23 protein-coding genes are annotated in these 23,645 nt (G+C 74.0%); 5 read left to right on the top strand and 18 right to left on the bottom strand.

Features of this window, described 5'->3' with window-relative positions; all coding sequences use genetic code 11:
* Window positions 1–115: 115 nt before the first annotated feature.
* Together AB0C33_RS03290 and AB0C33_RS03285 are read right to left on the bottom strand one after the other, a co-directional pair.
* Window positions 116–1,111, bottom strand: a complete 996-nt coding sequence (locus AB0C33_RS03290) for a sporulation protein (RefSeq protein WP_358283146.1) — start codon at window positions 1,109–1,111, stop codon at window positions 116–118.
* A 174-nt stretch (window positions 1,112–1,285) separates the two neighbouring features.
* Complete coding sequence (locus AB0C33_RS03285; protein ID WP_358283144.1) at window positions 1,286–1,558, bottom strand: GlsB/YeaQ/YmgE family stress response membrane protein; 273 nt, start codon at window positions 1,556–1,558, stop codon at window positions 1,286–1,288.
* Between the two features lie 131 nt (window positions 1,559–1,689).
* Here AB0C33_RS03285 and AB0C33_RS03280 point away from each other — a divergent pair, with 131 nt between their 5' ends.
* Both AB0C33_RS03280 and AB0C33_RS03275 read left to right on the top strand, forming a co-directional pair.
* Entirely contained in the window at window positions 1,690–2,175 is a 486-nt protein-coding gene (locus tag AB0C33_RS03280) for a YbhB/YbcL family Raf kinase inhibitor-like protein (RefSeq protein WP_358283142.1), read from the top strand.
* Window positions 2,091–2,267 (top strand): hypothetical protein, encoded by a 177-nt coding sequence (locus AB0C33_RS03275; RefSeq protein WP_358283911.1) that lies wholly within the window; start codon window positions 2,091–2,093, stop codon window positions 2,265–2,267. Before AB0C33_RS03280 ends, AB0C33_RS03275 begins: the two co-directional genes overlap by 85 nt.
* A gap of 28 nt (window positions 2,268–2,295) precedes the next feature.
* Here the strand turns inward: AB0C33_RS03275 and AB0C33_RS03270 are convergent, their stop codons facing one another.
* Genes AB0C33_RS03270 through AB0C33_RS03260 form a run of 3 tightly spaced genes read right to left on the bottom strand, consistent with a single transcriptional unit; the run spans window position 2,296 to window position 5,719 of the window.
* The gene (locus tag AB0C33_RS03270) at window positions 2,296–4,110 is read right to left on the bottom strand and encodes a glycoside hydrolase family 15 protein (RefSeq protein ID WP_358283140.1); all 1,815 of its coding nucleotides are present in this window, start codon (window positions 4,108–4,110) and stop codon (window positions 2,296–2,298) included.
* A 30-nt stretch (window positions 4,111–4,140) separates the two neighbouring features.
* A complete protein-coding gene (locus AB0C33_RS03265) occupies window positions 4,141–5,385 on the bottom strand; it encodes a DUF6596 domain-containing protein (RefSeq protein WP_358283138.1) in 1,245 nt (414 codons plus the stop codon).
* A complete protein-coding gene (locus tag AB0C33_RS03260; protein WP_352319589.1) occupies window positions 5,378–5,719 on the bottom strand; it encodes a YciI family protein in 342 nt (113 codons plus the stop codon). The genes AB0C33_RS03265 and AB0C33_RS03260 overlap by 8 nt, the downstream gene beginning before the upstream one ends.
* A 143-nt stretch (window positions 5,720–5,862) precedes the next feature.
* Between AB0C33_RS03260 and AB0C33_RS03255 the strand changes: the two genes are divergently transcribed.
* Window positions 5,863–7,062: a serine hydrolase domain-containing protein gene (locus AB0C33_RS03255; protein ID WP_358283136.1), complete on the top strand. Its 1,200-nt coding sequence runs from the start codon at window positions 5,863–5,865 to the stop codon at window positions 7,060–7,062.
* Between the two features lie 55 nt (window positions 7,063–7,117).
* The gene (locus AB0C33_RS03250; RefSeq protein ID WP_358283134.1) at window positions 7,118–9,439 is read left to right on the top strand and encodes a tetratricopeptide repeat protein; all 2,322 of its coding nucleotides are present in this window, start codon (window positions 7,118–7,120) and stop codon (window positions 9,437–9,439) included.
* 9 nt (window positions 9,440–9,448) lie between these two features.
* On the opposite strand, the gene AB0C33_RS03245 is transcribed toward AB0C33_RS03250, so the two are convergent.
* A complete protein-coding gene (locus AB0C33_RS03245; protein WP_358283132.1) occupies window positions 9,449–10,135 on the bottom strand; it encodes an alpha/beta fold hydrolase in 687 nt (228 codons plus the stop codon).
* An 11-nt stretch (window positions 10,136–10,146) separates the two neighbouring features.
* Complete coding sequence (locus tag AB0C33_RS03240) at window positions 10,147–11,106, bottom strand: alpha/beta hydrolase (RefSeq protein ID WP_358283130.1); 960 nt, start codon at window positions 11,104–11,106, stop codon at window positions 10,147–10,149.
* A 174-nt stretch (window positions 11,107–11,280) separates the two neighbouring features.
* On the opposite strand from AB0C33_RS03240, the gene AB0C33_RS03235 reads away from it, so the two are divergent.
* Window positions 11,281–12,006 (top strand): alpha/beta hydrolase, encoded by a 726-nt coding sequence (locus AB0C33_RS03235; protein WP_358283128.1) that lies wholly within the window; start codon window positions 11,281–11,283, stop codon window positions 12,004–12,006.
* A 42-nt stretch (window positions 12,007–12,048) separates the two neighbouring features.
* On the opposite strand, the gene AB0C33_RS03230 is transcribed toward AB0C33_RS03235, so the two are convergent.
* The 11 genes from AB0C33_RS03230 to hisG form a co-directional block, all read right to left on the bottom strand.
* Complete coding sequence (locus AB0C33_RS03230; RefSeq protein WP_358283126.1) at window positions 12,049–12,981, bottom strand: hypothetical protein; 933 nt, start codon at window positions 12,979–12,981, stop codon at window positions 12,049–12,051.
* 48 nt (window positions 12,982–13,029) lie between these two features.
* The gene (locus tag AB0C33_RS03225; RefSeq protein WP_358283124.1) at window positions 13,030–13,725 is read right to left on the bottom strand and encodes a LuxR C-terminal-related transcriptional regulator; all 696 of its coding nucleotides are present in this window, start codon (window positions 13,723–13,725) and stop codon (window positions 13,030–13,032) included.
* Between the two features lie 58 nt (window positions 13,726–13,783).
* On the bottom strand, window positions 13,784–14,509 hold the full coding sequence (locus tag AB0C33_RS03220; RefSeq protein WP_352323225.1) for a GntR family transcriptional regulator: 726 nt from the start codon (window positions 14,507–14,509) through the stop codon (window positions 13,784–13,786).
* A complete protein-coding gene (locus AB0C33_RS03215; protein ID WP_358283122.1) occupies window positions 14,506–15,435 on the bottom strand; it encodes a PfkB family carbohydrate kinase in 930 nt (309 codons plus the stop codon). Before AB0C33_RS03215 ends, AB0C33_RS03220 begins: the two co-directional genes overlap by 4 nt.
* Window positions 15,432–16,343, bottom strand: a complete 912-nt coding sequence (locus tag AB0C33_RS03210; protein ID WP_358283120.1) for a hypothetical protein — start codon at window positions 16,341–16,343, stop codon at window positions 15,432–15,434. Before AB0C33_RS03210 ends, AB0C33_RS03215 begins: the two co-directional genes overlap by 4 nt.
* A 1-nt stretch (window position 16,344) precedes the next feature.
* Window positions 16,345–18,447 (bottom strand): N,N-dimethylformamidase beta subunit family domain-containing protein, encoded by a 2,103-nt coding sequence (locus AB0C33_RS03205; protein ID WP_358283118.1) that lies wholly within the window; start codon window positions 18,445–18,447, stop codon window positions 16,345–16,347.
* On the bottom strand, window positions 18,447–19,667 hold the full coding sequence (locus AB0C33_RS03200; RefSeq protein WP_358283117.1) for an ABC transporter permease: 1,221 nt from the start codon (window positions 19,665–19,667) through the stop codon (window positions 18,447–18,449). The genes AB0C33_RS03205 and AB0C33_RS03200 overlap by 1 nt, the downstream gene beginning before the upstream one ends.
* Entirely contained in the window at window positions 19,664–20,755 is a 1,092-nt protein-coding gene (locus AB0C33_RS03195; RefSeq protein WP_358283115.1) for an ABC transporter permease, read from the bottom strand. The genes AB0C33_RS03200 and AB0C33_RS03195 overlap by 4 nt, the downstream gene beginning before the upstream one ends.
* On the bottom strand, window positions 20,752–21,771 hold the full coding sequence (locus AB0C33_RS03190) for a BMP family ABC transporter substrate-binding protein (protein WP_358283113.1): 1,020 nt from the start codon (window positions 21,769–21,771) through the stop codon (window positions 20,752–20,754). Before AB0C33_RS03190 ends, AB0C33_RS03195 begins: the two co-directional genes overlap by 4 nt.
* A gap of 148 nt (window positions 21,772–21,919) precedes the next feature.
* Window positions 21,920–22,726 carry an HAD family hydrolase gene (locus AB0C33_RS03185; RefSeq protein ID WP_358283111.1) on the bottom strand — a complete coding sequence of 269 codons (807 nt, stop codon included), beginning with the start codon at window positions 22,724–22,726 and terminating at the stop codon, window positions 21,920–21,922.
* Window positions 22,723–23,589, bottom strand: coding sequence for an ATP phosphoribosyltransferase (hisG, locus tag AB0C33_RS03180; protein ID WP_358283109.1), 867 nt, complete (start codon window positions 23,587–23,589; stop codon window positions 22,723–22,725). The genes AB0C33_RS03185 and hisG overlap by 4 nt, the downstream gene beginning before the upstream one ends.
* Window positions 23,590–23,645 lie beyond the last annotated feature (56 nt).

Here is a 23,645-nt window from a genome sequence, read left to right as displayed (position 1 = left end):
TGGAAAGGAGTAGAAGCTCCTTTTTCTGCCACTTTGCTCCGCGACACAGACCTCACGTCGACGTGCGGCGGAACCGGGGTGACCCGCCCGTGACGGGCGGATCACCGGTCGAGGGTCACCAGTCGCCGTCGCCGCCCTCGTCGTCGCCCTCGAAGATCTCCTCGACGATCTCCCCGGCCACCAGGCCGCCGACCACGCCGGCGGCGCCGGCCGCGGCCACCGCGCCCCAGCCCGGCCCGCCGTGGTGCTGCTCGTGGTGGCCGTAGCCGTGGTGACCGTGGTGGTCGCCGTGGCCGTGGTGGTCGCCGTGGCCGTGGTGGTCGCCGTGCCCGAAGCCGCCGTGGGCGTGCGCGGCCAGGCCGGACAGCCAGCGGTCGAGCTCGGCGGCCCAGTCGGTCTGCAGGGCGTCGGCGTGGCTGACGGTGAAGCGGCCGATCGCGTCGCCGGAGTAGCGGCCGGCGCGCTTGTCGGCCTCCAGGACCACCTCCAGCCCCGCCGGGTCGGCCACGAAGGTCACTTCGAGCTCGCCGAGCACGCCGGCGTACCGGCCGGCCGGGTAGAACTCGATCTCCTGGTAGAACGGCAGCTCCTGGCGCACGCCGTACAGGCGGCCGGCCTCCAGGTCGGCGGACTTGAACGCGAAGCCGAGCTGCAGCAGCGCCTCCAGGATGCGCAGCTGCGAGGGCAGCGGCTCGACCGCGACCTCGTCGAGGTCGCCCTTGTCGACCGCCTTGGCGATGGCGAGCTCGGTGCGCACGCCCAGCGCCATGCCGTGCAGCGGCTGCCCGCCGATCTGGCTGATGGGCGCCTCCCACGGCACGCCGATCTGGAACGGGATCGTGCGCTCCTCGCCCTGGCGCAGCACGAACGGCCCCGACACCTGGACGCGGGAGAACTCCCCGGCCCCCGCGTGCTCGCCGTCGCCGTGCTCGAACTCCACGCGGGCGACCAGGCCGAGGGTGACGTGCTCGATCTCGGCGTCGAAGTCGCCGCCCTTGAGCCGCACCTCGCCGGACAGCGTGCCGCCCGGCTGGACGCGCGGGGTCGCCAGAACGGTGTCCACCGAGGGCGCGCCGACGCCGAAGGCACCCAGCATGCGTTTGAAGACCACGGCTTGTTCTCCCTGTCGAAGATCGAATGTGTGCAGCCGACCCGCACAACGATCTCCGTCCGGCCCCGGTTCCGGCCATGCCGAAAACGTCTGCCGTACAAAAGGGAGCGGGGAACGGCGGGATCCCGGGGTGCGGCGTGTTCGCCGCACTCCGGGATCCCGGCGCGTTCCGCTCTACCGGACGCTGCGTCTGCCGTAGAGGCCCGCCGCCAGGGCCACCCCCAGACCGGCGAGCACCACCTGGATGACCAGTTCTATCCAGTCGATGCCACGGGTGTCCGCGACGCCGACCGCGGCGGCGATCGCGGTGCCGATGAGGGCCGCGACGATGCCGATCACGATGGTGAGCCAGATGGGGATGCTCTGACGGCCCGGCACGACCAGCCGGCCGATGACGCCGATGACGAGCCCGATGATGAGGGCGGAGATGATGCCGGTGACTTCCACGCTTCACACTCCCGTTCTGCCGCGCCGGGTGTCGCCACCCCTTGTGGGGAAGGAGTGCCCCCGGCCTGACAGCGCCATTGCTTCCCAGCAGCATCACAAAGAAACCGGACCACTCAGCCTGATATCGGTTCATGGCGGACAGGTTCCATGAGGGTGTGCCGTTCGCGGTGGTGGCGGAGGCGACGACCGCCGCCGTGGCCGCCGCGGTGCCGGCGAACGCCACCGCCTTCACCCTCACCAGCACCGCCTTCACCCAGGGCGGGATCATCCCGAAGGTGCACGAGTGCACCAGCGGCGGCCAGACCGACCCCGGCCGGCGCAACGAGTCACCGCCCCTGACCTGGAGCGGCGGCCCGGCCGGCACCCGCGGCTACGCCCTGGTGATGCGGGACCTGGACAACAACAACCTCATCCACTGGGTGATCTACGACATCCCGGCGGACGTGACCTCGCTGCCGCAGAACGTCGAGCACGCCTACCGTCCGACGGCCCCGGCCGGGCCCGGCAGATCTACTACCGCGGCAGCGCCAGCCTGTACGGCTACCAGGGGCCGTGCTCCCCCTGGTCGGTCAACACCTACCAGTTCACCGTGCACGCCCTCGACCGGGCCGCCCTGACCGAACTGGGCTCCGGTTCGTCCACGACGACCGCGGCGAGGGTGATCTCCGGCGCGTCCCTGGGGACGGCCGTGCTGTCCGGCGAGTCCTGAACGCTCAGGAGCGCCGGGAGTCCCGCGGTCAGCCGAGGGCGCGGTCGAGGTTGAAGGCGGCGCTGATCAGGGCCAGGTGGGTGAACGCCTGCGGGAAGTTGCCCTGCTGCTCGCCCGTCCGGCCGATCTCCTCGGCGTACAGGCCGAGGTGGTTGGCGTAGGTCAGCATCTTCTCGAAGGCCAGGCGGGCCTCCTCCACCCGGCCGGCGCGGACCAGCGCCTCGACGTACCAGAAGGAGCAGATGGAGAACGTGCCCTCCTGGCCGCGCAGCCCGTCGGGGCTGGCGTCCGGGTCGTAGCGGTAGACCAGCGAGTCGGACACCAGGTCGGCGGTGAGCGCGTCGAGGGTGGACAGCCACTTCGGGTCGGTGGGCGAGACGAACTTGGCCAGCGGCATCATCAGCAGCGCCGCGTCGAGCACGTCGCCGTCCTCGTGCTGGACGAACGCCTGCCGCACGTCGGACCAGCCGTGGGCCATGATCTGCCGGTAGACGTCGTCGCGCGCCCCGCGCCAGTGGGGGATGTCGGCGGGCAGGCCGCGGCGGGCGGCCATGCGCATGGCGCGTTCGATGGCGACCCAGCACATCAGCCGAGAGTACAGGAACTTCTTGCGTCCGCCCCTGGTCTCCCAGACGCCCTCGTCGGGCTGGTCCCAGTTGTCGCAGACCCAGTCGACCAGGGCGCAGACGGCGTCCCAGTGGTCGCTGGAGATGGGCTTGCCCCATTTGTCGTAGAGGTAGACGGAGTCGAGCAGGGCGCCGTAGATGTCGAGCTGGAGCTGGCCGGCGGCGGCGTTGCCGACGCGCACCGGGGCCGAGCCGCGGTAGCCCTCCAGGTGGTCGAGCTGCCGTTCGGGCAGGTCGGTGCGGCCGTCGATGCCGTACATGATCTGGAGGGGGCCGTTGGGGCCGGCGGCGCGCAGGCTGACGTGCCGGGTCAGGAACGACATGAACGCCTCGGCCTCGCCGGTGAAGCCGAGCCGGAGCAGGGCGTAGACGCAGAAGGCGGCGTCGCGGACCCAGAGGTAGCGGTAGTCCCAGTTGCGCTCGCCGCCGATCAGCTCGGGCAGGCTGGTGGTCGGGGCGGCGACGATCGCGCCGGTCGGCGCGTACGTCAGCAGCTTGAGCGTCAGGGCCGAGCGGTGGACCATCTCCCGCCACCTGCCCCGGTAGCGGGAGGCCGACAGCCATGTGCGCCAGAAGGCGACCGTGGCGGTCAGCGCCTCCTCCGCCTCGACGTGCGGGCAGCCGAGGGGCGGGATCTCGGCCTCGATCCGGTCGAGCGCGAACACCTCCGACTCGCCCTCCACGAGGGTGAAGCACGCCCGCACGTCGCGTCCGTCGCACTCGACCGGGACGGTGGCGCTCAGCCCGAGCGTCAGCTGGGCGGACTCGAAGACGGTCAGGCCGTCGACCTCGCGCACGACGTGCGGGTCGGCCCCGTAGCCGAAGCGGGGGGCCACCCGCGCGTGGAACGGCAGCGAGCCGCGCACGCAGAGCACCCGGCGGATCAGCCGCTGCCGGCCGCGGCCGCCCGGCTCGCCGATGATCGGCATGAAGTCCTGGATCTCGCCCACCCCGCTCTCGGTGAAGAAGCGGGTGATGAGCACGTTGGTGTCGGGGAAGTAGAACTGCTTGGTCCGCGCCGGCACGTCGGCGCCCAGCTCGAACGCCCCGCCCCGGTCGGCGTCGAGGATCGCGGCGAACACGCTGGGCGAGTCGAAGGCCGGGCAGCAGTACCAGTCGATGGTGCCGTTGGTGCCGACCAGGGCCACGCTGCGCAGATCGCCGATGAGGCCGTGCTCGGCGATCGGCAGGTAGCGGTCACCGTCTGCTCCACCCATCGCAGCAGTTCTCCCTGGTCAGGGCGGTGCTCAAACCTCGTGCCCGGCCTCCTCCAGCGCGGCCAGGCGGCGGCGGAGGTGGGTGCGCTCGGGCTCGCTCCCGGCCGCCCCGAGCGCGGCGCGGTACGCCTCGGCGGCCTCGGGCAGCCGGCCGAGCCGGTGCAGCAGGTCGGCGCGGGCCAGCAGGTACGGGTGGTAGTCGCGCAGCCGCCGCGCCCCGGCCAGCTCCTCCAGCAGCGCCAGCCCGGCCTCGGGCCCGTCGCGCATGGCCACGGCCGCCGCCCGGTTCAGCGCCACCACCGGAGAGGGGTCGAGCGCGAGCAGCACGTCGTACAGGGCCACGACCTGCGGCCAGTCGGTCGTGGCCAGGTCCGGGGCCTCGTCGTGCAGCGCCGCGATCGCGGCCTGGACGGCGTACGGGCCGGGCGGGCCGCCGCTGAGCGCGGTCACCACCAGCGCCGAGCCCTCCTCGATCATGGCCCGGTCCCAGAGGCCGCGGTCCTGCTCGCCGAGCAGGACCGGCTCCCCCTCGGGCCCGGCACGGGCGTCGCGCCGGGCGTGCACCAGCAGCAGCAACGCCAGCAGCCCGGCGACCTCCCGCTCGGCGGGCAGCAGCCGGCGCAGGATCCGGGCCAGCCTGATCGCCTCCTCGGCCAGGTCGAGCCGCTGGAGGAAGGGCCCGGAGCTGGCCGCGTAGCCCTCGGTGAAGATCGAGTAGATCACCTGGAGCACGCCGGGCACCCGTTCCGGCAGCTCGTGGGCCTCGGGCACGCGGAACGGGACGCGCGCCTCCCGGATCTTCTTCTTGGCCCTGACGATGCGCTTGGCCATCGTCTGGGCCGGCACCAGGTAGGCCCGCGCCACCTCGGGGGTGGTCAGGCCGGCCAGGCAGCGCAACGTCAGCGCCCCGCGGTCCTCGGCCGGCAGCGCGGGGTGGGCGCAGGTGAAGAAGAGCCGCAGCCGTTCGTCGGGCAGGCCGCCGTCCTCGCCGGGGGGCGCTTCGGGGGCGGCCCGCTCGGCCTCGGCCGCCAGGACGGCCAGCCGGGTGGCCAGCGCCTGCTCGCGTCTGAGCCGGTCGACCGCCTTGCGCCTCGCGGTGGTCATCAGCCACGCGCCCGGATTGGGCGGCACGCCCTCGGCGGGCCAGTGCCTCAGCGCCGCCTCGACGGCGTCGGAGGTGACCTCCTCGGCGAGGTCGAGGTCGCCGAAGCGGCGGACGAGCGCGGCCAGCAGCCGGCCGCGCTCCTCACGGAAGACGGCCTCGATCTCACGCATCGAAGTCGGCGACCGGGCGGACCACCACCGAGCCGCCGCCGCGCGCACCCGGGCAGCGCACGGCCCAGTCGAGGGCGGCGTCGAGGTCCGGCACGTCGATCACGTAGAAGCCGCCCAGCACCTCGCGCGTCTCGGCGTACGGGCCGTCGGTGACGGTCGGCGTGCCGTCGGCGCTCACCCGTACGGTGGTGGCGGTCACCAGGTCGGCCAGCGACTCGCCGGAGACCAGGATGCCCGCCTCCCGGACGGACTTGTCGTAGGCCATCCACTCCTGGAAGTCGCCCGGCTCCTGCTCGTCGGAGGTGCCGGCGTTGATCAGCAGCATGTACTTCATCGGTGTTCCCTTCGCGGTCGGCGTACGGCGGGGCCGCCGTACGCCTTCACCACGAACGGGACCCGCCCGGATGGACACGCCATGACGATGAGTTTTCCGGGTCCGTCCGGTCATTGTCACGACACGTCACTTCAGGAGGACCGATGAGCGTACTGGAACAGCGGATGCGGGGCGTGCTGGGCGGGTTCGTGGCGCGGGGCGAGGTGCCGGGGCTGGTCGGGCTCGTCCATCATCGGGGCGAGACGCACGTCGTGCCGATGGGCACGCTGGAGCACGGCGGCGGGGCGGCCGTCGAGGCGGACTCGATCTTCCGGATCGCGTCGCTGACCAAGGCCGTCACCGCGGCGGCGGCGATGATCCTGGTGGAGGAGTGCGTCCTGCGGATCGACGACCCGATCGACGACCTCGTCCCCGAGCTGGCCGGCCGCCGGGTGTTGCGCGCCCTGGACGCGCCGCTGGACGACACGGTGCCCGCCACGCGGCCGATCACCGTACGCGACCTGCTGACCTTCCGGCTGGGCACGGGACAGCTCTTGGTGGAGGGCGACGAGCTGCCCATCGTGCGCGCGATGCGCGACCCGCGGATCGACCGCGGCCCCGACGGCCCCGCCAGCGGCCCTGACGAATGGCTCGCCCGGCTGGGCGCGCTGCCGCTGATGTTCCAGCCGGGCGAGCGGTGGACCTACCACACGAGCGCCGACGTCCTGGGCGTGCTGGTCGCGCGGGCCGCCGGGAAACCGCTGCACGACTTCATGACCGAGCGCGTCTTCGAGCCCCTGGGCATGCGCGACACCGGCTACCACCTGCCGGCGGACAAGCTCCACCGCCTGGCGGCCTCCTACCGGCCGGACGGCTCGGGCGGCGTGACGCCGAGGCCCGACCCGCGCGTGTGGCACGAGCCGCCGGCCTTCCCGTCCGGCGGCGGCGGCCCCGGCCTGCTCTCGACCGCCCTTGACTACGCCGCGTTCTTCCGGATGCTGCTGGAGAAGGGGCGGCACGACGGCGGCCGGATCCTGTCGCGGGCCTCGGTCGAGCTGATGACGGCCGACCATCTGTCGCCGGCCCAGAAGGCGGGCGCCGAGACGTTCCTCGGGTCGGGCGGCTGGGGGTTCGGGATGCAGGTGGACACCCGGGCCGATCGCCTCCACACCCGGCCGGGCCGGTTCGGCTGGACCGGCGGGCTCGGCACCACGGCCTACGCCGATCCGTCGGAGGGGCTGGTGGGCGTGCTGTTCACCCAGGTGGCGATGACGTCGCCGGTGGCGCCCAAGGTCTTCGAGGACTTCTGGACCGTGACGTACACCTCGATCGACCAGCACCTCACCCCGTTTTCCGGCAGATAAGGTTGGTGTGCGGCGTTTCGGGGGATTTCGCCGCTCACAACGCTGAGGGGGACGGGTGGCGGAGTCGTTCGGCACGATGCTGCGGAGCCTGAGACACGCCGCCGGGCTGACCATCGAGGAGCTCTCCCACGCCTCCGGCGTCAGCGTGCGCGCCATCGGCGACATGGAACGCGGGGCCAGCCGGGGCCCGCAGCGGCGCACCGTCGAGGCCCTGGCCGAGGCGCTGCGGCTGGACGAGCCGCGGCGCACGGAGCTGTCCGACGCCGCCCGCGCCGGCCGCCCGCGCCAGGACGCCGCGCCGGGCGCCTGCGAGCCGCCCCGCGGCGTGGGCGACTTCACCGGCCGCGAACGGGAGCTGCGCCTGCTGCGCGACCTGGCCGCCCGCACGGCCGAGGACGCGCCCGCCGTCGTCGCCGCCGTCGCCGGGGCCGAGGACGCGCCCGCCGTCGTCGCGGCCGTCTCCGGGGCCGCCGGCATCGGCAAGACCGCCCTGGCCGTGCGCGCCGCCGCCCACCTGGCCAACCTGTTCCCCGACGGCCGCTTCTACCTGGACCTGCGCGGCATGGACCCGGTCCCGCTGGACCCCGGCACGGCGCTGTCCCGGCTGCTCAACGCCCTGGGCGTGGCCGAGCGGCGCATCCCGGCCGACGAGGAGGACCGCGCCGGCCAGTACCGCGCCCTGCTGCGCAGCCGGCGCTGCCTGGTCATCCTGGACAACGCCGCGCACGAGGCCCAGGTGCGCCCGCTGCTGCCCGCCGAGGGCCCGTCCATGACGCTGGTCACCAGCCGCCGCCCGCTGGCCGGGCTGGAGGGCGTGCACCAGGTGCCGCTGGCGCACCTGGCGGCCGGGGAGTCGGCCGCGCTGCTGCGCGCGATCGTCGGCGCCGAGCGCGCCGACGCCGACCCGGACGGGGTCGCCCAGGTCGCCGACCTGTGCGGGAACCTGCCGCTGGCGCTGCGCATCGCCGGGAACCGGCTGCAGAGCAGGCCCGGCTGGACCGCCGGGCACCTGGCCGCCCGCCTCGGCGACGAGGGACGCCGGGTGGAGTCGCTGGCCGCCGGCGACCTGTCGGTGGCGGCGGCCTTCGCGCTGTCATACCGGCAGCTGTCGGCGCCCGCGCGGCGCGGCTTCCGGCGGCTGGCGCTGGCCGCCGCGCCGGACTTCGGGGCGCCGATGACGGCCGTCCTCGCCGAGCTCGGCCCGGACGAGGCCGAGGACGCCCTGGAGGAGCTGGTCGATCTCGGGCTGCTGCAGTCGCCGTACCCCGGCCGCTACCGCTTCCACGACCTGGTACGGCTGTTCGCCCGCGCCCGGCTGTCCGACGAGGAGCCCATGACGGCGCAGCGGCAGGCGCGGCGGCGGATGGACGACTGGCTGCTGGAGATCGCGACCGTCGCCGGGCGCTGGTTCGAGCCCGGCTACGGCGCGCCGCCGTCCGGGTGGAGCTCGCTGGTCGAGCTGGACAGCGCGCGGCAGGCGCAGGAATGGCTCCAGGCCGAGGGCGCGGCGTGGCTGGCCGCGCTGCGGCAGGCGGCCCGCGCCGGCGAGCACGCGCGGGTCGTCGAGGTGGCCGAGGCCATGCACTGGTTCTCCGACCTGTGGATGCACTGGGGGTACTGGCCCGAGGTGTTCGAGCTGTCGTCCGGCGCGGCCCGCGAGACGGGCGACCGCCTGCAGGAGGCGGTGCACCTCAACTACCTGTCCTGGGCGCGCACGTACTGCCAGGGCCGCTACGACGAGGGCGAGCGGACCGCGCTGCGCGCGCTGGAGCTGGCCCGCGAGGTCGGGGACGTGCGCCAGCAGGGCTGGGCCCTGACCTACGCCACCTGGGCGCTGTGGGGGCGCGACGACCGGCGCGCCACGGAGACCGGCCTGGAACACGCGCGGCGGGCGGCGGAGTGCTTCCGGCAGGCCGGCGACCCCGAGGGCTACGCCCAGGCGATGCTCAGCGTCGGCAACGGCCTGCGCCGGCTGGGCCGGATCGAGGAGGCCGTACGGCACGGGCTGGAGCTGCTGGAACGGCTGCGCGACCCGGCGTTCGGCGGCACGCCGGTCATCGTCGCCCACGCCGTCGGGGCGGCGCTGGACCTGCTGAGCGACGGCTACTTCGCGCTCGGCCGCTGGCAGGAGGCCGCCGACCACTATCGTGAGGCGCTGGTCGAGCTGCGCAAGCGCCCGATCAACCGGGCCACGGCCCAGACGCTGACGAACCTGGGCCGGGCGCTGGTCGAGCTGGGACGGCGGGAGGCGGCGCGCGAGGCCTTCCAGGAGGCCCTGGAGCTGTACGAAGCCTCCGCCGACGCCGTCCGGGCGGCCCGCGTGACCGCCGAACTCACCCGGCTGGCCCCGGTGACAACGCATGGAGCCACCGGCTGAGCGGGCCGGTCAGGGGTCCACGAACCGTTCGATGAAGGTCAGGGCGGTGCCGCAGACCTCGCGCCAGCCGCTGTCCACGGTCATCGAGTGCCCGCGCCCCGGCAGCTCGACGATCTCGGTCAGATGGTGCCGGTTGCGGGCCTGCCACAGGTAGGCGGCGTGCGCGGCGGCCCACGGGACCGTGCGGTCCATCTCGCCGGCGACCAGCAGCAGCGGCCCCCGGTCCGGCGCGGCGCCGTCCAGGCCCGTGGGGTCGCCCGCCTCCGCCGCCCGGACGGCGTACGTCTCGTACAGCCGCCTGGCCTCCTCCTCGCCGACGGCGTTGGCCACGGCGTGCCGGAAGCGCCCGTACGTGAGCGCCCCGCGGAACGGCGCCGGGCTGATCGCCACGCAGGCGCAGGCCAGCCCGCGCCCGGCCAGGATCTGCGCGACCAGGCCGCCGGCGGCGTGGCCGACCAGGGCAGGCCGGCGCGCCAGCCCGCCGATCAACCCGGCGAAGTGGCCTGCGGGATGCCCGGCGGCCTCGCCGTCCTCGGGCCAGGCCGGGATGACGGGGACGAACCCCGCCTGCCCGAACACCTCGGCCCAGGGCTCCCAGCTCTCGGCCAGCAACCACGGGTCGTGGACGAAGACGACCGGGACCCGCCCGGTGGCGTTGGCGTGCCGCACCTGGTCGAGGTCGTAGGCGGAGGGCATGGCGCGGGAGGTCAGCTCTCGTGCAGGGCCCGGCGCAGCGTGCCGGCGGCCAGCTCGATCGCCGACTCGGCCGCGTACGTGCCGCGCAGCGCGTTGAGCATGACGAAGTCGTGGATGATGCCCTGGTAACGCACGGCGGTCACCGGCACCCCGGCGGCGCGCAGCTTGGCGGCGTACGCCTCGCCCTCGTCGCGCAGCACGTCCGCCTCGCCGGTGATGACCAGCGCCGGCGGCAGACCGGCCAGCTCCTCGACGGTGGCCCGCAGCGGGGACGCGGTGATCTCGGCGCGTTCGGCCTCCGAGGTCGTGTACTGGTCCCAGAACCACTGCATGCCGTCCCGGCGCAGGAAGTAGCCCTCGGCGAACTGCCGGTAGGACTCGGTGTCGAAGGACGCGTCGGTCACCGGGTAGAACAGCACCTGGCGGCGCAGCGACAGCCCGCCGCGCTGCTTGGCCATGATGGTCAGCGCGGCGGTCATGTTGCCGCCGACGGAGTCGCCGGCCACCGCGACGCGCGTGGCGTCCAGGCCCTTGGCGGCGCCGTCGGTGACGATCCAGCGGGCGACCGTCCAGTTCTGCTCGATGGCGACCGGGTAGCGGTGCTCGGGCGACAGGTCGTACTCGGGGAAGACCACGGCGGCGCCGGCGCCGGTCGCCAGCTCGCGGACCAGCCGGTCGTGGGTGTGGGCGTTGCCGAAGACCCAGCCGGCGCCGTGGATGTAGATGATCACGGGCAGGTCGCCGGTGCTGCCGGCGGGCCGCACGATGCGGGCCCTGACCTCGCCGGTGGGTCCGCCGGGGACCGTCACCCACTCCTCGTCCACGGCCGGCAGCTCGGCCGGGCCGGACTGCACCTCGTTCACGGCCTTGCGGCCCTCCTCCGGCGGGAGCTGGAAGAGGTACGGCGGCTCGGCGGTGGCCTCGGCGAACGCCTGAGCGGCGGGCTCCAGGACGGGCTTGATCATGATCACTCCAGGAAGGTGGGAAGCAGGGGGGCCGTCACCCATCCAAATGACCGGCCCTCGGAAAGACGAGGCGGAACCACAGGCAGAAGTACGTTTCCGCCTCGTGCGCGCGAGCGGCCCGGCTGTTGGATCGCCACCGGGGCCGACCGGTCCCTTTCGCCCTGAGAAGGAGTTTTTCCCATGACGGAGAGCACCACCCCGACGGTCGTCCTCGTGCACGGCGCGTTCGCCGACGCGGCGAGCTGGACCGGCGTCATCGCCGAGCTGCAGCGGGACGGCATCCCCGTGGTGGCCCCGCCGAACCCGCTGCGCGGCCTGGCCTCGGACGCGGCGTACGTCGCCTCCGTCGCGGCCCAGATCGACGGCCCGGTCGTGCTGGCCGGCCACTCGTACGGCGGCGCGATCATCACCGTGGCCGGCGCGGCGGACAACGTCGTCGGCCTCGTCTACGTCGCCGCGTACGTCCCGGACGAGGGCGAGAGCCTGGGCGAGCTCCAGGGCCGCTTCCCCGAGCCGCCGCTCGGCGCGAGCCTGCGGCAGGCGTCCTACCCGCTGGCGGACGGCGGCGCCGCCGTCGAGTTCACCATCGCCGCCGACGCCTTCCCGCAGGTCTTCGCCGCCGACGTGCCGGCCGAGGTCACCCGGGTCCTCGCGGTGGCGCAGCGGCCGCTGGCGGCCGGGGCGTTCACCGAGGGTGCGGCCACGGCGGCCTGGCGGGCCAAGCCGTCGTGGGCCGTCATCGCCGACGCCGACCAGGCCATCAACCCCGACGTGCAGCGGTTCGGGGCCGAGCGGGCCGGCGCGACCGCCGTGGAGGTCGCCGGCGCCTCGCACGCGGTCGCGGTGTCGCGGCCGAAGGAGGTCGCCGACGTGATCCGGGCGGCCGTCCGGGCCAGTGCCTCCTGATCGCCTCCTGACGGCCTGCCCGGCCGCCAGGAGGCCGGGCGGTCAGGACTGCTTGCCGAGCCCCTGGAAGCGGCTGTCGATGAAGTCGCCCCAGGTGGCGTTCAGCGACATCAGCTCGCCGTCCACCATCTTCCACTGGCGGGCCTTGTGCTGCGGGTAGGCGAAGAGCACCGACGACAGGCGCTCGTAGCCGACGGGCATCGGCTTGGTGTGCACCCGGTGCGTGGACGGCCGGAACCGCCCGTCGGAGGCGCTGGTGAGCATCCGGCCGATGTTGCACAGCACGACGTCGGTCCCGGCGATCACCGGCTCGACCCAGGTGCCGTCGTGCAGCACGTACTGCAGGCCCTGGTCGGACGGGGGAAGCTGGAGGCCGAGCATCTGGATGCCGGAGTGCTCGTGGGCCAGCACCTCGCGGTCGCCGACGTCCCGGTAGTGGATCACCCGCAGGTTCGTCGCGTCGTGCGAGAGGTCCAGCTCCGGCGTGCCGGGCGGCATCATGCCCCGGACGACCTCGCCGAAGAGCGAGATCAGCCGGAAGGCGATGTCGAACACCTCCGCGGCGCGGGCGCCGAACGCCGGGAAGGCCCGCAGCACGTCACCCGCCCCGGGCGGCTGGTCGCCGATCATGGCGCCGCTGACGTGGATGAACTCCTTCGGGTCGGGCACGCCGTTGGCCAGGCGCGGGATCTCCGAGTTGTACGGGAAGAACCCGTGCGTGCCGCCGACGGCGAGCTGCGGGACGACGTCGTAGGCGTAGTCGGACAGGCTCGGCCCGGTCGCCCGGCAGGCCGCGGCGAACTCGTTCATCATGGCCTCGACGCGCTCGCCGATGCCGGGCACCTCCGCGGCCATGAAGCCCCATCCGGTCAGCTGCGACCTGATGGCGTCGGTGGCGGCGGCCATGTCGGCCTCGATGTCATGCAGCCTGACGACGGGGGCGCGGCCGCTGAGTTCCATGAGAGGGACGTCCATTGTCACTCCGTTTCTCGATGACCGTTCGGGGATGGTTCGTCGTACGTGCTACGTGCCGGTGCTGCTCAGGTGGCGCGGGGTGCGGGCGGCGGGGTCGAGGCCGAGCCGCTGGGCGACCAGGGCGACCTCGGTGCGGTTGGAGCAGTTGAACTTGACGAGCAGGTTCGAGATGTGGCGCTTGACGCCGTGGATGGAGATGCCCATCGAGCGGGCGATCTGGTGGTTGCTCATGCCGCGCAGCAGCAGCGCCAGCACCATGTGCTCGCGCTCGGTCAGGCGGCCGAGCAGGTCGGGGCCGCCCCTGGACGGGACGGGCGCGTCGCCGCGCAGCAGCCGATCGAAGGTGCCCGACAAGCCGGCGACATTGATCTCGTCCCACAGCAGGCAACCGGCCAGCCCGTACCGCTGGGCGACGCAGGGGGCGAGCTCCTCCCCCTGACGCACCATGGCCAGGATCTGCGGGCGGGCCCGGCGGGGGCGTCCGCCGAGCACGTCCGGCAGGACCGCGAGCGGGATCACCGCCACGTCGAAGTCCTCGCCGGCCAGCAGCAGCCGGGCCTCCGCGCAGCTGCGCACGACCGCGACCCCGGCCACGTTCGACACCTTCATCAGCAGCGGCGGGAGCCCGTAGAAGGAGACCTCGTCCTCGGCGAGCCAGAAGACGGACAGCCTGGTGCACCTCGCCCGGAGGCTGGAAGGGGAGGCCGGGATGGGGTGGCCGGCCTCCAGCGTGATGGCACTCATCGCATGATCCTCTCTGCGTCGGCGAACGGCGGTCGGTCGGTACGCGGCGGCGGCTCACTCAGTCGCGGCGTCTCACCAGGTGGAAGGAGAAGTCGGTGCCCCTGTGGTAGTCCTGCGAATACAGCACCGGCCGTCCGGCGCTGTCGTGGTGGGTCTGGAGGAGCAGCAGCCAGGCGCCGCCGTCCTCGTGGGTGCCGATGCGCTCGGCCTGGGCGTGGCTGAGGGTCACCGCCCGCACCTGGGCGACGGCGTAGGCGATGGTGTGGCCGTGCTCGGTGAGGAGCTGGAACAGCGAGCCGGTCCAGTCCACCTCGTCCATGGGGCGGCCGATGAGCGAGCGCGGGAACAGGTCGATGGAGTACAGCAGCGCGTCGTCCCGGTGCCGGCGCAGGCGTTCCAGCCGGACGATGGCCTCGCCGGGCGGCAGTTGCAGCAGCTCGCGCTGGTGGCGGTCCGGCTCGGTGGCCACGACGTCGAGGACGGTGTTGTCGGCGGTGAACCCACGGCTGGCCAGCATCTCGGTGACGCCTTCGAGGCGGGTCAGCGGCCGGTCCAGGCTCGGCTGCGAGGTGAGGTAGCGGCCGTCGCCGTGCCTGGCCTGGATGAGCCCTTCCTGCTCCAGGAGCTTGAACGCCTCCCTGATGCTGGTGCGCCCGACGTCGAACAGGGTCATGAGCTCGTTCTCGGACGGCAGCCTGTCACCGGGGCGCAGCCCCTGCTCGACGATCAGGGCGTGCAGCCGGTCACGGATCTGGATGGCCAGGGTGGGATGACGTCGTGTCACGCGGGTCTCTCCTGCACGGACGGACCGCGGAGCGGGGCGATGCCGAGCTCGGCGGCCGATGGGTAGCTGGGGGCACAGAACCGGCGCGTGACCGAGACGGTCGCCACCTGGCAGGCGAGCCGGACGCCGCGCACCAGGCCCGTGCCGGCGCAGAGGGCGGCCGCCAGGGCGCCGGTGAAGGCGTCACCCGCGCCGGTGGTGTCCACAACGCGCACGCTGGGGACGTCGATCAGCATAGTGCCGCCGTCGTCGGCGATCTCGGCGCCGTGCTCGCCGCGGGTGACGACGACGATGCGTCCCCTGGTCCTGCCGCGCAGGTCGTCCAGGTCGCCGGGGGTCTCGCCGGCCAGCGCGGCCAGCTCGCCCTCGTTGAGCACCAGCACGTCGGCGCGGGCCAGCAGCTCCTTTCCGGTCCTCTCCAGGAACGGTCCCGCCGGGCTCGGATTGAGCAGGACGCGCACGCCCGGCGGGGCCGCCGTCGCGGCCGCGTACGAGATCTCCAGCGGGATCTCGCCCTGCAGCACGAGCACGGACCCGGCGGGCAGGCCGGCGACGACGGCGGCCGCCTGGGCGGGCGGCAGCAGGTCGGCGGCCCCCGGCCAGGTCATGACCATCTGCCCGCCGGCCGCGTCGACGTAGACGAAGCTGCGCCCGGTCGCGACGCCGACGGCCGTGGTGCATTCGCCGACCTCGATGCCCTCGGCGCGCAGCTCGGCCAGCGCCACCGGCCGGGCGGCGTCGTCGCCGAGGCAGCCGACGAACCGGGCGGCGGCGCCCAGCCGGGCCGCGGCGACCGCCACGTTCGCGGCCTTGCCCCCGTGCGCGGTGGCGTAGTCGGCGGCGTTGACGCTCTCGCCCGGCTCCGGCAGACGGTCGCCGAACATGTAGAGGTCGACGATGTAGGCCCCGATCGCGACGACGGTCACGAGCCCAGCCCCAGGGCGCAGGGCGCGATGCTGTCGGCGTCGACGGTCACCCGCACGTCGGGGTGGTGGTGCGCGAAGGTCACCGGAAGCAGCACGTCCGGCTCGGTGGTGAGCAACAGCACCCGGACGATGTACCGCTTCCAGGCGCCGCCGTCGGTGATCAGGTGCAGCCGGCGGGCGGAGAGGATCTCCGACATGCCGACGGTGATCGCCATCCGCGGGATCGCCTGCGTGTAACCGCCGGTCACCCGGTGGGAGTGGGCCACGATCGTGTCGTCGAGCAGCGGGACGACGCGCGTGGTCGAGGCGGCGAACTCCGCGGCGGTGTACTGGTGCCAGCGCGTGGACGGCGGCTCGTTGAAGGCCAGGTGCCCCCGGTAGCCGAAGCCCGCGTAGCAGGTGTCGGCCCCGCCCTCGGCGCGCAGGCGCACGCCGAACGCGTCGGGGTCGAACACGTCGGGGAAGACGACGTTGCCCGGGTGGGGCCGCAGGTCGGGGTCGAGGAGCTGGTAGAGGTTGCGGTCGCAGTAGCCGCGGAAGCTGAAGGGGTGCGAGGGGTCCACCGGCCGGCCCTGCCAGTCGAGGAACTCGTCCATGTGGAAGGCGTACACGTCGGCCCAGCTGATGCGCTCCTCGTTGCAGATGCGCGCCAGGATCGGGTACTGCGCCTTCGGGCCCACGGGCAGGATCCAGCGGGTGGGCTCGCCGCGCATGTTGCGGGCGCGTAACTCGTCGGCCATCTCCCGGGCCAGCCGGTAGTAGAGCTCGGTGGTGTCGGGGTAGACGGTCAGCGGGTGGCGGGCGATGGCCGCCAGTTCCTCGGCCGGCATGGACAACATCTCGTCGGTCAGCTCGGCCGACGTGCGGGGATAGGGGTAGTCGAGGTGCCTCGCGCTCGCGGTGGTCACGTCACTCCTCCTCACAAGCTGCGGGTTGCAGGAATCGGGACAGGACGTTCCGGGTGATTCGCCTGATGTCACCGTCACAGCAGGCGAGGCTGGTCACCCAGTTGACGGATCCGGCGGCGAACACCGCGCCGCCGGATCCGAGCAGTCGCAGGGTCATGTCGGCGCGTACGGCCTGCGCGCCCGAACCGGCCTCCTCGGTGGGGGGCCGGTAGTGGTGGCCGTGGCCGCCCGCGGAGGTCGCGAGCACCAGGGTGTCCGGCGGGGTGCCGAGCTCGGGCGCGGCCCGGTCGATCTCGTCCCCCGCCGCCCCGCCGAGCGCGAGGCCGCAGCAGCCCACCGGGTCGGTCCCGACGCCCTCGAACACCCAGGACGCCTCCTTCCGGTGGCTGTCGGGCAGGCGGGTGTAGCCGGGGGCGGGCCCCCAGCCCTGGGCGGCGAATCCGACGCCGAGCAGCTCCTGCGGCGCCAGGCCGCGGTGCCGCCAGAGGCCGCCGGGCTCGCCGGTGGAGGTCAGCACGTCCTCGCCGGGCTCGTCGTCCCACCAGTCGCCGACGTGGCCGCGGCGGACCTCGATGGCGTGCGGGTGGCGGGGGTCGACGCCGGTCACCCAGTAGAACCCGTTGCCGCCCAGGTACATGAGCCGGCCGCCGCCGGACACGTACGCGCTGAAGGCCGCGCGTCCGGGGGCGGTGACGTACTCGGGGTGGCTGCCGGTCAGGACGACGCGGTAGGCGGACAGCAGGTCGGCGCCGCCGTCGTGCACGTCCTCGTCGGCCAGCACGTCGAAGGCGAAGCCCGCCGCGCGCAGCCAGCGCAGCAGCAGCAAGTCGGCGGCGAAGTGGCGCGGCGCGCCGGTCATCCACCAGCGGTAGTCGGGGGTGAGGTTGAGCACCGGGCGGCGTCTGGAGGAGTGGGTGACGTGGCCGCCCTCGCGCCGCTGGTCGTACAGGGACAGGCCGAGCTCGCGATGCTCGTTGAGGTACGCGTCCACCGGAGAGAGCGTGATCACGCGGTCGGTGACCTGCCGGTAGTCGCCGAAGTACTCGGCCTCGCTGGACTGCCGGTGGTTGGCGTAGGCGAGGTAGGTGAACGTGGGCAGGACGACCGCGACCGGGCTCCTGCGCGTCGCGTCCGGGCGCGCCACCACCGGCAGCACGCACGACTGCCCCCGGGTCCGCAGGCGGACGCCGAGCACAGTGGAGCCGGCGTCCTGCGGGACGGTCAGCTCGCACGTCACCGGCCAGCGGGCGTCGTCGAGGTCCTCCGGGCTGACCTGGAGCGCGGTGCGGGCGTCGCCGCCCGGCCCGAGGAGCCCGGCCAGCGGCCGGTTGACGGCGCTCGCGTGGCGCCCGTTGCCGCTGACGTCCGGGACGACGGGCGCGCCGGGGCCGGCGGACGGGTCCCACAGGGCCAGCAGCTCGGGGCCGAGGTGCTTGACCAGTTCGGGACCGGTGGTCAGGTCGGTCAGCGGAACGCGGCCGGGCATGGCGAGCGGGCCTTCGGTCAGCATGGGCAGAGCGATCCGGCCCGCGTACGGATGCTCGTCGCCCGCCCCGATCAGCAGCTCGCCCGACGGGGACGGCAGCGGCAGGCGGGCCCGCCCGGCGCTCACGCCCGTGGTGCGGAAGTCGTTCAGATGCAGCACGGTCATCAGCGGCGCCGCCTCCCACGCCACGGCCAGCAGCGACCACTCCCCCGCCGGGACGGCCGAGCGCAGCCGGCAGCCCATGCTCCCCGACGGCGTCAGCACGGTCGCCTCGGGCCGGCCCTCCTCGTCGAGCGCGAGCAGCAGCCGCCATCCGGCGGCCCCCAGCCGGGCCACGACCTGGCGCGGCCCGAGCCGCTTCGGCCGGATCCAGAGGGCGAGGCCGCCCCTGGCGGGCGTCGGCACCGAGGCCGCCTCCAGCCGGGAGCCGGGCCGCAGGGGCCGCGGCGCGATCGTCACCGGCACGGCCGGGGTCAGGTCGGCCTCCCGGACGAGGTCCATGAGGGTGACGTCGGCGTCCCCGTCCGGGCCGGAGGCGTGCACGGCCAGTGACTCCCCGGGCGCCGCGGACCAGCGGTCGGCGTACCCCATCAGGCGGGGTTCCCGGTCGACGGCCATCACGCGTCTCCTCGCCGGTAGGGGATGCCGACGTAGGCCGGCATGCGGAGCCGTTGGGCGACCGTGACCAGCACCAGCAGCGTGGTGAGGTACGGCGTGGCGTACACGAGCTGGGTGGGGACCGAGTCGGTGCCCTGGAAGACCGCGAAGGCGGCGGCGCCGAGCAGCGCCAGCGTCGCGGCCGGACGCAGCCGCGTGCGGACGAGCGCGACCGCCGCGACCCAGGCCAGCACGGCCCCGAGCAGCAGCAGCACGTGCACCGCGCTCGCCTGGCGCAGTTGCAGCGCGTCGGCGTAGCCGAACAGCAGCGCCCCCGCCGCCGTGCCGGACGGCCGCCAGTTGCCGAAGATCATGGCGGCCAGCCCGATGAAGCCCCGGCCGCCGGTCTGGCCCTCGCGGTAGACCGTCGAGGAGACGGTGACCAGGTAGGCCCCGCCGAGCCCGGCCAGCCCGCCGGAGACCAGCACGCCGTAGTACCGCATCCGCAGCACCGGGACCCCGAGCGAGTCCGCCGCCGCCGGGTGCTCGCCCGCCGACCGCAGCCGCAGCCCGAACGCGGTCCGCCAGAGCAGCACGAAGCTGACCGGGACCAGCGCGACGGCGACCACGGTGAGCAGCGAGACCTCGTGCAGGAAGCCCCGCACGATCCCGGCGAGGTCGGACACCAGGAAGAACCGGCCGCGCTCCAGCGCGCCGAGCAGGTCGGCCGTGCCCCCGCCGCCGGCCAGGACGGGCACGCTGACCGTGCCGATCGACCCGCTCACCGGCGGCGACTGCGTGGCCCCCGCCCCCGGCAGGCCGCTGAAGGCGAGGACCGACATGAACCGGGCCACGCCCACCGCCAGGATGTTGATCGCGATGCCGCACACCACCTGGTCGACCCCGAAGGTGACGGTGACGACCGCGTGCAGCAGCCCGGCCGCGACCCCGCCGAGCGTGCCGGCCAGCACCCCGGCCCAGACGCCGAACCCGTACCCGGCCCAGGCCCCGCAGACCGTGCCGATGATCATCATGCCCTCGATGCCGAGGTTGGCGACGCCCGCGCGCTCGCTCCACAGGCCGCTCAGCCCGGCGAGCCCGATCGGGACCGCCAGCCGCAGCGCCGCCCCCACGACGCCCGACCCGGTGAGCTCGTCGGCGCCGGTGAACACCCTGACCACCGACATCGCCAGCAGCAGGACGAGCGCGGCCCGCCACCACCGGTACCGTCCCGCGCTCATGCGGTCGGCTCCAGCGCCGGGGACGCCTGCTCCCGTACGAGCCGCTCGGCCCGCCGGCGTTCCATCCGCCGCGCCACCTCGTAGGCCACCACGACGCTGAGCACGATGACGCCCTGCATGATCGTGACGATCTCCTTGGGGATGCCCTCGATGTCGAGGATCAGCGCCGAGCGTTCCAGGAACCCGAAGAGCAGGGCGGCCAGCGCGATGCCCGCGGGCGTGTTGCGGCCGAGCAGGGCCACGGCGATCCCGGTGAAGCCCGCGCCGGAGGGGAAGTCCATGCCGTACCGGTAGGTCTGGCCCAGCAGGTCGGGCAGCCCGGCCAGGCCCGCCAGTCCGCCGGACAGCACCATCGTGACGAGGATCATCCGGCGCGGGTCGATGCCCTGGACGCGCGCCGCCACCGGGTTCAGGCCGCCGGCCCTCAGCTCGTAGCCGTAGCGGGTGCGGGTGAGCAGCACGTGCACCGCCACCCCGAGCACGACCGCGCCCAGCGTGGCCGAGCCGAGCTGGTCGCCCGACGGCAGCGTGAGCTGCGGCAGCCGGGCCGACGGCGGCAGCTCCCGCGTCGAGCCCGAGGTGCTGCCGGCGGCGAAGACCTCGGCCAGCAGGTAGGCGACGACGGCGGTGGCGACGTAGTTCAGCAGCAGCGTGGACAGCACCTCCGAGACCCCGCGCCACACCTTGAGCACCGCGGCGATCCCCGCCCACAGGGCTCCGGCCAGCACGGCGACCAGGCAGACGAACGCCAGGTGCAGCGGGCCCGGCAGCCGCACGGCCGCCCCGGCGACCGCCGCGAACAGCGCGGCCACGTGGTACTGGCCCTCGACCCCGATGTTGAACAGCTTCATCCGGAAGGTGACGGCCACGGCGAGGGCGGCGAAGAAGTAGACGGCCGCCCGGTTCACCGCGGAGACGAGCGAGTCCGGCCGGACCCCGAACTCCAGCATCGTCAGGTACGTCCGCCCCGGCGCGGCCCCCACCGCGGCCAGCAGCGCGGTGGCGACCGTGAGCGCGATCAGCAGCGCGAGCGCCGGGACGGCGAGCACGCCCAGCGCTTCCCGGCCCGCCGCCCGCGCCCGGCTCACCGGCTCTCCGCCGGCCTGGCGGGCACCTTGATCTCGCCCGAGACGATCCGCTTGCGCAGCTCCTCCAGCCGCGGCTGGATGTCGGCGAGCTCGCCGCCGCTGGTGGCGTAGCCGACCCCGCCCTCCTTGAGCCCGAACTCGCGCACCCCGGCGATCGGCCGCCCCGCCACCGCGTCCCGGACGATGCTCAGCACCGCGACGTCGAGCTGCTTGGTGGCGCTGGTCAGGATCACCCCGGCGAGCCCGGGATCGACCGTCTTGCGCTGGTCGACGTCGACGCCGATCGCCCACTTGCCGGCCGCCTTGGCCGCCTGGAAGACGCCGAGCCCGGACGCCCCGGCGGCGTGGTAGACGACGTCGGCGCCGCCGTCGTACATGCCGCGGGCCGCCTCCTGGGCCTTGTCGGGGGCGGAGAAGCCGCTGAAGTCGGGCGGCTGGGACATGAACACGCTGGAGAGCTGGATGCCGGGTTTCACCGCGCGGGCGCCGGCCGCGTACCCGGCGAGGAACTTCTCCTGCGGCGGCGTCTGCACCCCGCCGACGAAGCCGATCTTCCCGCTGGCGGACTTGAGCGCGGCCGCCGCGCCGACCAGGTAACTGGCCTGCTCCTCGCGGAACACCACGTTGGTGACGTTGGGCAGCTTCACGGTGGCGTCGTCGATGATGACGAACTGGGTGCGGGGGAAGGCGGGGGCGACCTTGGCCAGCGGCTGGGCGTAGAAGAAGCCGACGGCCAGCACCGGGTTGTGGCCGGTCTGGGCCAGCAGCCGCAGGATCTCCTCCAGGTCGGACCCGGCGGCGTTGGGGCTGAGCTCCTTGGCCGCGACGCCGAGCTCGGCCTTCGCGCGGTCGACGCCGGCCCCCACCGAGTCGTTGAAGGATCTGTCGCCGCGCCCGCCGCGGCTGAAGGCCACGCCGACCGAGGTGGCGCCCTTCTTCTCGGCGGCGGGGCTGACGGCGGTGCAGGCGGCGAGCGAGCACAGCGCCGCGAAGAGTGCTAGGACGCGGACGAGCACAGGGGCAACGGCTAATCGGGGCACTGGGGCACCTCTCAGACGGGACGCCCGCGCCCGGCGCGGGCCCTGGCGGCCTGCCTCCGCAGGCCGATCCTGGCCGGTGCGTTCCCGGCTCCAGCGACCATCATGAATACTCGTCAGACAAGCGTCAATACTTCTCTGAGAAATCGGCCGTGGCGTGCCGTTCCAGCCACGCGGCCACCCCGTCGTCGTCGTTGGAGGCGGTCACCTCGCCCACCGCGCCGAGCACGGCGGGATGGGCGTTGGCCACCGCCACCGCGGTTCCGGCCCAGGTCAGCATGGGCAGGTCGTTCGGCATGTCGCCGAAGGCGATCACGTCGGCGCTGCCCAGGCCGAGCCGGGACGCCATCGACTCCAGGGCCGCGGCCTTGGTCACGCCGGACCGCATGACCTCGCAGAACACGTCGGCCGAGATGGTGACCTCGCAGCCGGTCAGCAGCCCGCGCACGGTCTCGTAGTACTGGCGGGCGGCGCCTTCGAGCTGGACCATGAGCTTGCCGACGTCGTGCCGGTCGATCTCGTGCTCCAGGCGGGGCACCCGGCGCGCGTCGCGGGCCAGCGGCTCGGGCAGGTGGAAGGCGTCCTCCAGGAGCAGTTCGAGGCGGCACTCGGCGCCCAGGCGCACGCCGGGGAACCGGTCGCGCAGCAGGGCCAGCGTCGCGGCGAGCGGCTGCCGGTCCAGCGGGCGGTAGTCGACCACCTCCTCGCTGCCGAAGTCGAAGGTGATCGAGCCGTTCCCGCAGACGGCGACGGCCGCGTGGTCCAGGGCCGCGGCCACCGGACGGGTGTCGCGGACCGGCCGCGCGGTCGCGATGACGAACACGTGCCCGGCGGCGCGGGCCCGGCGCACGGCGGTCCTGGTGCGCTCGGAGATCTGGCCGCGGGAGTCCAGGAGCGTCCCGTCGAGGTCGCACACGATCATCCGGCGGCTCACGGCGTGACGTCCTTCCCGACGCGCGACTCGATGACGTCGAGCGCCCCGGCGGCCAGGATGCCGCCGATGGTCTCGGCCAGGCCGCGCCGGGCCGCCAGCCCCTGCACGACCACCAGGCTCTCGGTCAGGCCGGTGCCGGCCCGCCAGGACCGTTCCGGCATCGACCCGGCGACCCGCGGCAGGTCGCGCGTGGTGGTGCGGACGGTCAGCAGCACGTGGGCCGCTCCCCCGTCGACCGAGGCCAGCAGCCGCGCGACCCGCTGGATCGCGGCGCGTCTGCGGGCGTCCCGCCAGGCGGCGGGGCTCGCGACGACCTGCGGGAGGCAGGTGCGCAACGTGGCGACGACCCGCAGGTCGTGCTCGTCCAGGGCGGAGCCGGGGCCGTCGGTCTCGATGACGGCGTCGGCCAGCTCGGGGACCTTGGCCTCCGTGGCGCCGAACGACGGGACGATCCGTACCGGAAGCGGCACGCTCTGGAAGAACTGCCGGGAGATCTTCGGGAAGCCGGTCGCGACCCGGGCCCCGGCGGGCAGGCCGGCGGCGTCCACGGCGGGATGCCCGGCGGGGACGGCGAGCACCAGCCGCCAGGGCGGCACGCACCCGCTCGCCTCGACCAGCTCGACCTTCGCGCCGGTCTCCTCGATCCAGTCGGTGCCGGTCACGCCGAAGTCGAAGACGCCTCGCTCCACGGCGAGCGGGATCTCGCGCGGCTTGTGGAAGGCCACCTCGACCCCGCCGTCGTAGGCGATGCTCGCCCGGTAGCTGCGCTCGGACGGCCGGCGCACCTCCAGCCCGGCCGCGGCGAACAGGTCGAGGACGGGACGCTCCAGGAACGTGCCCTTGGGCAGCGCGAGCGAGACCATGCAGTCCTCCTCGGAACAGGGGGACCGGCCCCCGGCGACTGGGCGTGCGGCGCGCA

The sequence above is a fragment of the Nonomuraea sp. NPDC048881 genome, assembly GCF_040649795.1.
Taxonomy (GTDB): Bacteria; Actinomycetota; Actinomycetes; order Streptosporangiales; family Streptosporangiaceae; genus Nonomuraea.
Note: the sequence above shows the minus strand (reverse complement) of the source record. Positions and strands in the feature narration are given on the sequence as shown.

Bases quoted from the DNA above. Each gene is read 5' to 3' on its own strand.
- hisG (WP_358283109.1), bottom strand. From the start codon at position 23,589: ATGGTCTCGCTCGCGCTGCCCAAGGGCACGTTCCTGGAGCGTCCCGTC.
- AB0C33_RS03230 (WP_358283126.1), bottom strand. From the start codon at position 12,981: ATGGACGTCCCTCTCATGGAACTCAGCGGCCGCGCCCCCGTCGTCAGG.
- AB0C33_RS03260 (WP_352319589.1), bottom strand. From the start codon at position 5,719: ATGAAGTACATGCTGCTGATCAACGCCGGCACCTCCGACGAGCAGGAG.
- AB0C33_RS03265 (WP_358283138.1), bottom strand. From the start codon at position 5,385: ATGCGTGAGATCGAGGCCGTCTTCCGTGAGGAGCGCGGCCGGCTGCTG.
- AB0C33_RS03225 (WP_358283124.1), bottom strand. From the start codon at position 13,725: ATGAGTGCCATCACGCTGGAGGCCGGCCACCCCATCCCGGCCTCCCCT.
- AB0C33_RS03205 (WP_358283118.1), bottom strand. From the start codon at position 18,447: ATGGCCGTCGACCGGGAACCCCGCCTGATGGGGTACGCCGACCGCTGG.
- AB0C33_RS03280 (WP_358283142.1), top strand. From the start codon at position 1,690: ATGGCGGACAGGTTCCATGAGGGTGTGCCGTTCGCGGTGGTGGCGGAG.
- AB0C33_RS03255 (WP_358283136.1), top strand. From the start codon at position 5,863: ATGAGCGTACTGGAACAGCGGATGCGGGGCGTGCTGGGCGGGTTCGTG.
- AB0C33_RS03235 (WP_358283128.1), top strand. From the start codon at position 11,281: ATGACGGAGAGCACCACCCCGACGGTCGTCCTCGTGCACGGCGCGTTC.
- AB0C33_RS03200 (WP_358283117.1), bottom strand. From the start codon at position 19,667: ATGAGCGCGGGACGGTACCGGTGGTGGCGGGCCGCGCTCGTCCTGCTG.
- AB0C33_RS03270 (WP_358283140.1), bottom strand. From the start codon at position 4,110: ATGGGTGGAGCAGACGGTGACCGCTACCTGCCGATCGCCGAGCACGGC.
- AB0C33_RS03245 (WP_358283132.1), bottom strand. From the start codon at position 10,135: ATGCCCTCCGCCTACGACCTCGACCAGGTGCGGCACGCCAACGCCACC.